General features: G+C 38.7%; 13 protein-coding genes. 8 read left to right on the top strand and 5 right to left on the bottom strand.

Annotated features, from left to right (window positions below; translation table 11 throughout):
* Window positions 1–127: 127 nt before the first annotated feature.
* Window positions 128–1,801 (bottom strand): ATP-dependent nuclease, encoded by a 1,674-nt coding sequence (locus AACQ49_RS17035; protein ID WP_020945404.1) that lies wholly within the window; start codon window positions 1,799–1,801, stop codon window positions 128–130.
* A gap of 345 nt (window positions 1,802–2,146) precedes the next feature.
* Here AACQ49_RS17035 and AACQ49_RS17030 point away from each other — a divergent pair, with 345 nt between their 5' ends.
* The 6 genes from AACQ49_RS17030 (at window position 2,147) to artM (ending at window position 7,551) form a co-directional block, all read left to right on the top strand.
* Window positions 2,147–3,049: a lysine exporter LysO family protein gene (locus AACQ49_RS17030; protein ID WP_088206713.1), complete on the top strand. Its 903-nt coding sequence runs from the start codon at window positions 2,147–2,149 to the stop codon at window positions 3,047–3,049.
* A gap of 51 nt (window positions 3,050–3,100) precedes the next feature.
* Window positions 3,101–4,564 (top strand): DUF2867 domain-containing protein, encoded by a 1,464-nt coding sequence (locus tag AACQ49_RS17025; protein WP_036971351.1) that lies wholly within the window; start codon window positions 3,101–3,103, stop codon window positions 4,562–4,564.
* A gap of 106 nt (window positions 4,565–4,670) precedes the next feature.
* On the top strand, window positions 4,671–5,399 hold the full coding sequence (artP, locus tag AACQ49_RS17020; protein WP_012367698.1) for an arginine ABC transporter ATP-binding protein ArtP: 729 nt from the start codon (window positions 4,671–4,673) through the stop codon (window positions 5,397–5,399).
* Between the two features lie 14 nt (window positions 5,400–5,413).
* Window positions 5,414–6,148 (top strand): arginine ABC transporter substrate-binding protein, encoded by a 735-nt coding sequence (gene artJ / locus AACQ49_RS17015; protein ID WP_004244550.1) that lies wholly within the window; start codon window positions 5,414–5,416, stop codon window positions 6,146–6,148.
* Between the two features lie 30 nt (window positions 6,149–6,178).
* A complete protein-coding gene (artQ, locus tag AACQ49_RS17010) occupies window positions 6,179–6,883 on the top strand; it encodes an arginine ABC transporter permease ArtQ (protein WP_004244549.1) in 705 nt (234 codons plus the stop codon).
* A complete protein-coding gene (artM, locus tag AACQ49_RS17005) occupies window positions 6,883–7,551 on the top strand; it encodes an arginine ABC transporter permease ArtM (RefSeq protein WP_004244548.1) in 669 nt (222 codons plus the stop codon). The genes artQ and artM overlap by 1 nt, the downstream gene beginning before the upstream one ends.
* A 142-nt stretch (window positions 7,552–7,693) precedes the next feature.
* Here artM and rlmC read toward each other — a convergent pair whose 3' ends face one another.
* The 3 genes from rlmC to AACQ49_RS16990 form a co-directional block, all read right to left on the bottom strand.
* Entirely contained in the window at window positions 7,694–8,827 is a 1,134-nt protein-coding gene (rlmC, locus tag AACQ49_RS17000) for a 23S rRNA (uracil(747)-C(5))-methyltransferase RlmC (RefSeq protein WP_036908225.1), read from the bottom strand.
* Between the two features lie 28 nt (window positions 8,828–8,855).
* A complete protein-coding gene (locus AACQ49_RS16995) occupies window positions 8,856–9,359 on the bottom strand; it encodes a YbjN domain-containing protein (RefSeq protein ID WP_004244546.1) in 504 nt (167 codons plus the stop codon).
* 170 nt (window positions 9,360–9,529) lie between these two features.
* Entirely contained in the window at window positions 9,530–9,832 is a 303-nt protein-coding gene (locus AACQ49_RS16990) for a YbjC family protein (protein ID WP_004247610.1), read from the bottom strand.
* A gap of 170 nt (window positions 9,833–10,002) precedes the next feature.
* Here AACQ49_RS16990 and AACQ49_RS16985 point away from each other — a divergent pair, with 170 nt between their 5' ends.
* Window positions 10,003–10,266 (top strand): GrxA family glutaredoxin, encoded by a 264-nt coding sequence (locus AACQ49_RS16985; RefSeq protein ID WP_004244541.1) that lies wholly within the window; start codon window positions 10,003–10,005, stop codon window positions 10,264–10,266.
* A gap of 266 nt (window positions 10,267–10,532) precedes the next feature.
* Here AACQ49_RS16985 and AACQ49_RS16980 read toward each other — a convergent pair whose 3' ends face one another.
* Window positions 10,533–10,958: a secondary thiamine-phosphate synthase enzyme YjbQ gene (locus tag AACQ49_RS16980; RefSeq protein WP_004252055.1), complete on the bottom strand. Its 426-nt coding sequence runs from the start codon at window positions 10,956–10,958 to the stop codon at window positions 10,533–10,535.
* 237 nt (window positions 10,959–11,195) lie between these two features.
* On the opposite strand from AACQ49_RS16980, the gene ybjG reads away from it, so the two are divergent.
* Window positions 11,196–11,807, top strand: coding sequence for an undecaprenyl-diphosphate phosphatase (ybjG, locus tag AACQ49_RS16975; protein WP_004247606.1), 612 nt, complete (start codon window positions 11,196–11,198; stop codon window positions 11,805–11,807).
* Window positions 11,808–11,865 lie beyond the last annotated feature (58 nt).

Below are 11,865 nucleotides of genomic sequence, written 5' to 3'. Positions count from 1 at the left end.
ATACAATAAGAGTGAAATAAAAAATAAAGTCCTGTTGGTAATAACCTAAAATCACCCTTAACTTTTTCGATAATAAAAACACAATAAGATATCTATGCCCCTATAAATAGAAGCATAGAAAAATGACTTAATTGGCTTTTCCTCTCGCAAGCCATGCTACCCGAGAAAACATCACCTTTAATAAAGTAGGAATAGCATCAATACCTCGTTGTGCAGCATTATTAGCAACCGTTAAGGCAAGATCAGGCTTTGATGAACGTTGTATCGCTTTTATGATCACACGTCTTACTGGCCATTTTTCATTATCAGGAACACCAGCAACCTCATGATAGACATTGCGAAAACCTTCTTTATATAAATAGTGTTCCATATCTAATGCTGGCAACCGTGTTAATCGGTCACGCTCCGCATCATTTCTTTTTGCGGCAAATTCTTTAACGGTGGCGGCGTATTTTTTACCCGCCTCATCGCCATCAACCAACGTATGCCATTCTATACCCATATAGGTAGCATACTTTAACAGTGGCTTAAGTCCGCACTGCGCAAACTCAATGACTTTGATCCCTTCAGATTCAAAGAAGTAGTTACATTGTCTGGCTAATTCGTTCATTAGCCAGATTTCCGTTTCCCCTTCGACCAATAACCAACAACGAGCAAAGAGTGCAGAAGGTCGGTTATAACGAATATGAAAAGAGATACGACGCTCTTCTTCTGCATGAAGTTGTTTGTCGCCAAGTCGATAAGCGGCAACTTTATCTGTATCACGTACTAATCGACAAACACTTTGTAGTGGCGCTAAGGAGAGTAACTCCCCTGAATTAGTTGTCGTAATGCGTTGCAAAGAAAAGAGATTTAATAATCCCCATGCCACAGAAAGCATAATTGGGTGTAAGCGAGTTTCGGGGTTTTCTACAATCACTATCGGTCTTGCATAAGGATCAAGTTCAACACTGCCTCGTGACTGTAAAATAGAAGAGAACATACCTAAGATAATTAAACGAATATTGCGCTGATTAGGTTTCGCTAAAATCTTATTAATATTTTCTAGTGCATGCCATCCTCGAATATGTGGCTCACTGACTTTGCGATGTTTCAAATGAGATTTAAACAGTAGCGCACCGTGATCAGCAAAATAGTGTCCTAATAACTGTTGCATTGCATCTAACCCTTCACGTAAATCTTCATCTGATAAATTGTCTGGGTTATTAATTAATGCTTTCGTTAATTCACTCATCTTATTATTAAATGCTTCACGACGAGGCTCGTTATGAGGGTCAATAACTTCTGTTGTTAAATTAGGTATAAAACGCGCATCCTGTAAACGCAATACTGGATAAAGGCGCACAATTTCAGCAATAATCGCTTTGGTCTGTCCATTCGCTAAACGGATCTGTTTACCTTCTTTATCCAGAAAATAACGAAAGGTTTTGACATTTTGCTGCTCATCTAATTCTGCACTAATACGGTAATAAATATGCTTACGAGCGTCCCCATTAGCTATCCATACGGGTGCTAATTTACGAAAACGATACGAGCGATGACGACCAGGACGTGATTCAGTAAAAGTTAGAATAATTTGTAGGTTTTTTTTACTGTTTTCTGGCTCATTAGGTAAACGATGAAAATCTTCTGCTGTAAAAGCATATTGATAAGTTTCGATACCCAAACTCAAGGTTAACGCATCAAGTAATGAAGTTTTACCCCATGCATTTTCACCAACCAAAACCGTATTCATATCAAGGGGGAGAGAAAGACGATTAAGCCCCCGAAATCCTGCTATTTCCACTCTTTCTAAATACATAAATTCCCTCTCAGGTCGCAACTCAGTTGTTATGGTTCATCTATTGCATCTCTATCAACTTTATACGCTTTCTGATAATAATTTTACTTAATGACTTATTTTTATTAAAACACAGTTCCTCATGAGCGTAATAAAATTTACTCAACTATTCGACACATAACTAATTAGCTCATTTTTCAAACAATTAAGGCTATATTAATCAGATCGTGCTAGGCTCTTCTTCTGTAATAAAAATTTTCAACTTATCGCGGTTTCTATATCCACATAACTATTAGCAAATGTTATAATGCAATTCGCGTTATTAGTTTATTTTATAATTTTGACAACACTCAGTAAGGAATAGAAATGCTATCAGGGTTATTGATTATCCTATTGCCCCTGTTTATAGGGTATTTGATTAAGTTAAACAATCGCCCTTTGCTTCAATTGGCTAACCGTTTACTTAGTGCAATGGTCTATGTGATCCTCTTTTTAATGGGGGTTAGCTTAGCCATGTTAGATAATATTGGTGAAAATTTATTTTCTATCCTTGCCTATGCCAGTGTCTTCTTTGTCTGTACTTTTGGTGCCAATCTGCTGTTTTTATGGTTGCTGGATAAAAAAGATCCTTGGCATGTCCCTGCACATAAACAAGCTAAGCCCCCTTCACGTATCAAAATGGTACTCGAATCACTACAACTTTGTGGTGTAGTGGTAGTAGGTTTTTTTGTCGGTTTAACTGGATGGTCAATTTTTAGTTATGCATCTCAAGCCAGCCAAGGCGCACTTATCTTTTTATTATGGCTTGTTGGTCTACAATTACGTAATAGTGGCATGAGTCCAAAGCAGATCTTAATTAATCGTCGCGGTACTACCATTGCAATAGTGATGGCAATAAGTGCCCTTGCAGGTGGTGCATTAGCGGCTTATTTACTCGGATTACCCACAAAAATGGGATTAGCGATAGCCTCTGGTTATGGTTGGTATTCTTTATCGGGGATCGTATTAACCGATGCGTTTGGCCCGGTAATTGGTAGTACCGCTTTCTTTAATGACTTAATGCGTGAATTAGCCGCTATCATGCTAATCCCCATTATTGTTAATCGTTATAGAAATACGGCATTAGGTATTTGTGGTTCAACTTCTATGGACTTTACGCTACCTGTATTACAACGCAGTGGAGGGGTTGCCATAGTTCCTGCTGCAATTGTGCATGGTTTCGTATTAAGTTTGGTCACACCAATCTTAATGGCGTTCTTTACTTCATAGAAAATTTTGTAACAATAGTATTATTACGTCTTTTCTTACAGTGGGTTAACGATGAATCAACAGCGTGTATTGGTATTAGGTGCCAGTGGACATATTGGACAAAATCTTATTCCTGCCTTAATAGCACAAGGCCATCAAGTCACCGCCGGAGCTCGTAGAGTCGATTGGATGATGTCGCAAGGGTGGCAAAATACACGCTGTGTATTTGTTGATTTACACGATCCCAAAACATTACGAGATGTCATCCGTAATACGGATATTGTGTATTACCTTGTACACAGTATGGGAGATGCCCATAACCTTATCGAACAAGAGCGCCAAGCGGCATTGAACGTCGTCGATGCTTTAGAAGAGAGTGACGTTAAACAAATTATTTTTTTAAGTGCGCTCCAACATAAAGATCAACCCTACTCTCCCCATCTTGTTGCCCGCAAGCTTACGGGAGAAGTACTTAGAACCAGCTCTATTCCTGTGACGGAAATCCGCACCTCTATGATTGTCGGCCCCGGCTCGGCCGCTTTTGAGATCATGCGAGATATGGTATATAACTTACCGATATTAACCCCGCCGCGTTGGGTGCGTTCAAAATCATCCCCTATTGCGTTAAAAAATTTAATTTACTATTTAACAGAAATTATTCATCACCCAACCCATCAACACCGCATTTTTGATGCCGGTGGCCCTGAATATATTAGCTATCAAACACTTTTTGAGCGCTTTATTAATATCTCCGGCAAAAAACGATTACTGATCCCTTTGCCGATCCCCGCCAGTATTATTTCTGCTGGGTTTATTAGCCTAATAACTTCAGTACCGACTTCAATCGCCAAGGAGCTTATCCAAGGGCTTAAATACGATCTTCCCGCTAAAGATGCCTCTTTACGCAAACTGATCCCACAAAAGTTAATTTCTTTTGATGACGCAGTCAGAGAAACACTCGCAGATGAAGAAGCGGCTTTAGATGATCAAGATTGGGGTTACTCTCCTGAAGTACGTAACCGTTGGAAACCCGGCTATGGCTATTATCCCAAAAATGCCGGATGTACAGTGTCAACACCAGCAAGTGCGGCAGCACTTTGGCATGTTGTTCAGCAAATTGGTGGTGAACAAGGTTATTTTTATGGTAATGCATTATGGAAAACGCGTGCTTTATTAGATGATCTTGTCGGCAACAAAGTCACTTATGGGCGCCCTCAGCGTGAAACGCTAGCGCTAGGTGATATGATTGATGGTTGGCGGGTAATAAAGTTAGAGCCTGAAAAACAACTGACTTTACTCTTCGGTATGAAAGCCCCCGGTTTGGGACGCCTCTCTTTTACTATTCACGATAGTGGTAACCTACGCTCATTAGATGTCCGTGCTTGGTGGCATCCTGCTGGTTTTAGTGGTTTACTCTATTGGTTTGCCATGATGCCAGCCCATTTATTTATTTTTAAAGGTATGGCTCAAACCATCTCAACTTGCGCCTATAGATTGGATAAAAATTCACCTAAAAAGCCCGAGCAATCGTCCTAATATCCATTTTTAAGTAAAAAAAGCAATTTTTTATGCACTATTAGTTGCATAATTATTCTCATCGTTTTATCATTTGAAACAGTTAATGACTATTCAAAAAAAACGCATGAGTATTCAATTAAAAAATATAAATTGTTTCTACGGTTCGCACCAAGCACTCTATGATATTAATCTAGAATGTTCTGCTGGTGAAACAATGGTTCTGTTAGGACCAAGTGGTGCGGGTAAGAGCTCTCTAATGCGGGTTCTAAACTTATTAGAAATGCCTCGTTCTGGTGAATTAGACATTGCTGGTCTACATTTTGATTTTGGCCAGCAACCGAATGCAAAAGCGATTCGTACATTACGCCAAAATGTTGGCATGGTTTTTCAGCAATATAATTTATGGCCACACTTAACGGTTCTTGATAATTTAATTGAAGCACCTTGTCGTGTATTAGGTTTGGCAAAACCGCAAGCTAAAGAAAAAGCGATGAAATTACTTGAGCGTTTACGTTTAAGTGATTATGCACAACGTTTTCCACTGCATTTATCCGGTGGACAACAGCAGCGTGTTGCCATTGCAAGAGCATTAATGATGGAGCCTCAGGTACTGTTATTTGATGAACCAACGGCAGCACTTGATCCAGAAATTACGGCTCAAGTTGTTGATATCATAAAAGAGCTTTCTGAAACAGGGATCACACAAGTTATTGTGACCCATGAAGTTGAAATTGCGCGCAAAGCCGCAAGCAAAGTTGTATATATGGAAAACGGCCGTATTATAGAGCAAGGTGATAATCATCATTTCACTGCCCCTCAAACGGAAGCTTTTGCTAATTACTTGTCACACTAAATCGGGATCTGACAATGAAAAAAATATTATTTGCAGCACTTCTGACCAGTATTACACTTTCTGCAACAGCGGCTGATAAAGAGACTATTCGTTTTGCTACTGAGGCAACTTATCCTCCATTTGAAATGATTGATGCAAACAATCAAATCGTTGGTTTTGATGTAGATTTAGCAAATGCCATGTGTGAAAAAATTAATGCTGAATGTACTTTTACCAATCAATCATTTGATAGCTTAATTCCTAGCTTAAAATTCCGTCGTTTTGACGCATTAATGGCGGGGATTGATATTACGCCTGAACGTCAAAAACAGGTAGATTTTACTGATTCTTACTATGACAACTCAGCGGTCTTTATCACCGTTACAGGTAAAATTTCCGATGTTGCAAGCTTAAAAGGCAAGCAAATTGGTGTCCAAAATGGGACAACCCATCAGAAATTCATCAATGAACAACATAAAGAGATGAAAACGGTGCCTTATGACAGTTACCAAAATGCCGTGTTAGACCTAAAAAATGGTCGTATCGAGGCTATCTTTGGTGATACCGCTGTGGTTAATGAATGGCTGAAAAAGAATCCTGAATTAGGTATTGTTGGTGATAAGGTCACTGATCCTAACTATTTTGGTACAGGCCTTGCTATTGCAGTAAGAAAAGGTAATGCTGATTTACAAGATAAATTAAACAAAGCATTATCTGAAGTAAAAGCCGATGGCACCTATGATGTCATTTATAAAAAATGGTTTGAATAATTATAGTTAATAACAACAATAGCTTAATAAATGAATGAAATAACAACGCTAGCAGGTGCGACCGTGACTACGGTCACACTTGCTATTTCTGCTCTTATTATCGGATTAGTTCTAGCCATGCTGTTTACTGCGTGGGAATCCGCAAAGTGGAAAGCCTTTGCTTTTCTAGGAACTTGCTGGGTAACACTAATTAGAGGACTGCCAGAAATGCTGGTGGTTCTTTTTGTCTATTATGGCACCTTACAAGGTGTCATGATGCTCATGGATGGTATTGAATTAGGTCCTTTCACCTTACAATTTGACTTTGGTGATACTGAATCTTTACCTTTCTATTGTGGTGTTATCGCCCTTTCACTTCTGTATGCGTCTTACGCTTCACAAACTTTACGTGGTGCATTAAAAGCCGTGCCAACCGGACAGTGGGAAGCAGGACAGGCATTGGGTATGGGAAAAATCACCATTTTTTTCCGCTTTATCATGCCTCAAATGTGGCGTCACGCGTTACCCGGACTCGGTAATCAGTGGTTAGTGCTCTTAAAAGATACCGCTTTAGTCTCATTAATTAGCGTTAATGATTTAATGCTACAAACCCAGAGTATTGCCAATCGTACTCAAGAGCCTTTTACTTGGTATAGCATTGTGGCACTTATCTATTTAGCCATTACATTAGTCAGCCAATATATTCTGAAATGGTTAGAGATGAGAACGACCCGATTTGAACGGAGTGCCTCATAATGTGGGATTATATTGTTGATATTTTACCAGGCTTACCGACCAGTTTATCACTGACTTTTGTTGCGCTCCTAGTCGCCTTTACGTTATCGGTATTAATGACTTTTATTTTGGCATTAAAAGTCCCTGTTATTTCACCTATCGTAAAAGTCTATATTACATTGTTTACTGGCACACCTTTGTTGGTACAATTTTTCTTAATCTATTATGGACCAGGACAATTCCCCTCATTAAAAGAATATCCTCTGTTGTGGGAATTATTATCCACACCTTGGTTTTGCGCCATGGTGACATTAGCATTAAATAGTGCGGCTTATTCAACACTCCTTTTCCACGGTGCAGTCAGGGCGATACCTGCTGGACAATGGCAATCCTGCCAAGCTTTAGGTATGTCGCCATTACAAACAGCGAATGTCATCTTACCTTATGCTTTTAAACGCGCCCTTTCTTCTTATTCCAATGAAGTGGTGCTGATTTTCAAGAGTACTTCTCTTGCTAGCACTATCACTTTACTTGAGCTAACCGGTTATAGCCGACAAGTCTTTGGGCAAAATTATGATGTGATGGTATTTGTTGCTGCAGGCATTATTTATTTAGCTATCAATGGAATACTGACACTGTTAATGAGATTAATTGAGAAGAAAGCCTTAGCTTTTGAACATCGTGATTAGTGCAACTTAAATCATTACACCACGTTTTTTGCTTTAAAATTAACCCCCAAAGTTGAACAACCGCTTTGGGGGTTATTAAGTTGTGCAGTTAAAATTATCAAGCGTTAACGACAATAACATGTTATTGCGATTAAATGAGCGTTTAACTTTGTTGTAAAACCAAGAGCGTCAACACTTCATAATGAGCAGTATGAGGGAACATATCAAACAGTTGCACTCTATCGATACGATAATGAGAAAGTTGTTGTATATCTTTTGCCATCGTTTGAGCATTACAACTGGAATAGAGGATAAAACGAGGCTTCATACTATTTAAATAGTCGCATAACGTTTCGCCAATACCTCGTCGTGGCGGATTAACCAGTACTAATTCAGGAACAGACTCTTTTGCTAAAGCAAAACCAGTAGAGTCCAGCGCTTGAAACTCTACATGCTCTAACCCTAATTCATTGGCGGATAAACGTGCACATTCAATTGCTTCTGGGCTAATCTCAATGCCTATTAATTCTGTGTTTTTTTGTGCGCAATGTAAGCCAAACCCCCCTGAGCCACAAAAGAGATCCCATAACCGGTTTATCTGCAACTCTTTGACCCAATGCCCTGCCGTTGCATACAGTGACGCGGCAACATCGGGATTGGTTTGAAAAAAACCTTTCGGGCGAATATGTAACGGAATCTCATTAAAATATTCATCTAAAAAGGTTTTCTCTGTTAATACAATTTCTTGCTCACCTTCCAATATCGCCATATGGACAGGTTGGATATTCACCGAAATAACGGCTAATTGGGGTAATTGAGCCTGTAACCATGGTAATGCTTGGCGAAGTTGCGCCAGCTTTTTTTCTGAGCGCAGCACAAAACGTAGCATCATGCTGTGATTGTGGCGACTTTCTGTTAATAAAATAAATTTTAGCTCGCCTCGACGACGTTCCACGTTATAAGGCACTAATCCTGCTTTGGCAATAAAGGTTTTTAATATTGGGAAAACCGGTTCAAAGGAAGCGGGATAGAGTGGGCATTGGCATAAATCAACACCTTCCCCCTCTGGTTTACGTAACCCTAAAATCGGTTTTTCGACACTACCACTTACCACCATTTTCGCTTTATTACGAAATTGAACTTGTTGGCTTTCTACCGGCGCTAATTGAGTAAACGCGTAGTTTTTGGGCAATAAGTCTAATAGATTATGTTGTTTTTGATTAATTTGTTCGGAATAAGCAAGAGAAAGCCACTCACAAGAGTGGCAATCACCCGCACTGGAGCGTGCGCATTGCATAAGATTTTGTGACCGTTATAGATAGTAATTAATGTACAGTATATGAAGAGTCTGTTGATGATGATGTTATGTCTAGATCTTCATCTTCTTCATTTTCTTGTCTTTCGCCATACAGAAAATCATTATTAAAGATCTCACTGATCACTTCTGCTGACTGCTCTTCAGCCTTATGTAAAAACAGATCGAACTGATTAAATGATAGTCCCACAGCAATAGGTAAAGATTGGCTCAAAACTAATTTCGGTAAGTTTTCATCGCTAATTTCTAGGAACGTCTTAATAAATAGGGAACTTGCATTAATTTGACTAAGATTTGCCATAACAGGCACTATCGCTGATGGTTTTAATTCAGCAATAGCGGTAAAAACAAGCACATCATCAAGCACATCAATTTTAGCATCAAAAATACCATTGATATATTGAAGATGAGGTAAATGTAACGCCTGACAAGAGTCACATTCATAGAAAGCAATCTGTAATTCATCCAGCCAAGATTTCAGCTGATCCAGATCGATAGTAACAACAGCGTCCATTAAATAACCTTTACGCGCTAAAAATAAGAGTGCTTTTCTGCATTGATGTTATTTTGCCACTTTTTTTCACCAGAAGGCAGTAATAAATAGAAAAACGCCTCAAATAAAGTCAAGTGACAAAGAGGCTAAGTCACCTAGCCTCTTTCAATCATCATCATATAAAAGCGTATTTATTTTTCGTTATGTGGCTTTTTCTTTTTATTTTCAGTTGCCTTAGTATCAATACCTAAGAAGGTTAAACGATAGATCGCTCGCCAAACGATATGTATTGCAGGTGGGATCATACAAAGCACCCCTAAAACAACCAAGGTCAATTGCCCTGTATAGGTTGTTAACCATTCCGGTGAAGTCATATATTGATTAATATATAAGTAAGCGATAACCAATAGCACAATACCAATTAGTTCAATAATAATAATTGGCTTTGGCATATCTGATAGTGTTTTCATATCCCGTTTAGAGGGCTTTTCCATGTTGTCTCCGTTCATCACCTTGCACTAGTCCTATATCATCATTCAGCAAATTGATATAATTTATTACACTAAAAGGCAATAACTGTTTTTGTTTATTCGAATAAAAAGGCATAGTATTCACAAATAAAGACTATTATGCCTGAATTTATTTCCTCAATAAGGAGTGTCGTATGTTTGTTGTAATTTTTGGTCGTCCTGGTTGCCCATATTGTGTCCGAGCTAAACAACTTGCTGAAACCTTGTCTGAAAAACGTGATGACTTTGATTTCCGCTATGTGGATATTCAAGCTGAAGGTATTACCAAAGCAGACTTATCAAAAACTGTCGGTAAACCAGTTGAAACTGTGCCACAAATTTTTATTGATGAAAAACACATTGGTGGCTGCACAGATTTTGAAGCTTATGCGAAAGAGCATTTAGGCATCTATAACTAATTTTTAAAACGCTAAAATACTTTATTTATCAATGTGTTTTAGCGTTTTCATTCTTTTTTACCTACTACTTTCTCCGTTGTTTTTTCCCTTTTCAGACCACTTACTAAAAATATTTCTAATTTTTTTCATTAATTGGCGAACTTTCTTTTTAACTCGTAGTCTGAATTAGTGCCACTGCTTTTCTTTGATGTCCCCAAATATTGAGGAGCCCGATAGTTTCAACCCCTTTTGGTGAAATAACTGTCGGGTTTTTTATTGCCTAAAATTCAGTAACACTCTCCTTGTAATGTCACCACAATACGTCGACGCCCACCGTGATTTCTATGTTCACCTAAATAAATCCCCTGCCATGTACCTAAATTTAATTCCCCTTGGCAAATAGGCACCGACACACTCTGACCAAGTAAACTACTTTTAAGATGGGCAGGCATATCATCACTGCCTTCATAAGTGTGAAGGTAATAAGCTTCATGCTCTTTCACACAGCGATTAAAGAAACTTTCAAAATCACTACGTACAGTCGGATCGGCGTTTTCATTAATGGTTAATGACGCAGAAGTATGTTGAATAAAAAAATGAGCAATACCTATTTTGTATTGTCTGAGTTCGGGTAATTCTTGCAACAGTGCCTGTGTGATTAAATGAAATCCTCTCGGTTTTGCTTGAAGTAAAATCTCTTTTTGAAACCACATTGATTAATACCTTTAAACATATGGGTGATAGATAAAAAAGTGCAATTACTCAAGGGTAAAGTGTTTTTTTAGTCAATTCAGTCAGTCAGCGAAAAAAAACTGACAATTCTTGAAAAAAAGCACAATTAAATAAGAAAATTACTCTTTACCCTGCGCACAGCCTCATTTAACCTTGTGGGATTGACTGATTATGTACCATAAACATTGCCTATCAGCACGATATATATGGAGCTTACTTTGCTGGAACAACTCAATTTAGCCGTATTTTCATTGATGAATGCAACCCCTTCGGCCTCCCCTTTAGAGATTAATGTCGCGATCTTTATTGCTAAATACTTGGTTTACTTGTTCCCTCTGTCTTTAGCTTTCTATTGGCTATGGGGAAATGAAAAGCATATTGATCAGCAAAGGACTTTAGCTTGTAAGGCTGGGGTCGCTCTGATTATTGCCCTCTCTATCTCTTGGTTTATCGGTATGATAGCTCCCCATGATCGCCCTTTTGCAGCCAATATCGGTTATAACTTCCTTGATCATGAGGCAACGCCTTCCTTCCCTAGTAATCATGGTACTTTCGTGTTTACTATCGCACTGGCTTATCTTTTTTGGCATAACAGTAAACGCATTGGCATGCTGATGCTTATTTTAGGTCTTGCGATTGCTTGGGCTCGTATCTATCTTGGCGTCCATTGGCCAATAGATATGGTTGGTGCATTTATTGTTGCTCTCCTCTCTTGTGCATTAAGCCAAATACTTTGGTCACAAGGCGGGAAAAAGTTACAAAAAGCGATCCACCAGCTTTATCAACTCTGCTTTGCATATCCTATTCGCAAAGGTTGGACAAAAGCTTAATCCTATTAGGATAAGAAACAACCGCAAAAGGCCACAGTATTAATGTGGTCTTTTGCGG

The sequence above is a fragment of the Proteus sp. G2675 genome (assembly GCF_963886535.1).
GTDB classification, from domain to species: Bacteria; Pseudomonadota; Gammaproteobacteria; order Enterobacterales; family Enterobacteriaceae; genus Proteus; species Proteus mirabilis.
The sequence above is the reverse complement of the archived record's forward strand: the minus strand, read 5'-3'. Positions and strand labels throughout refer to the sequence as shown.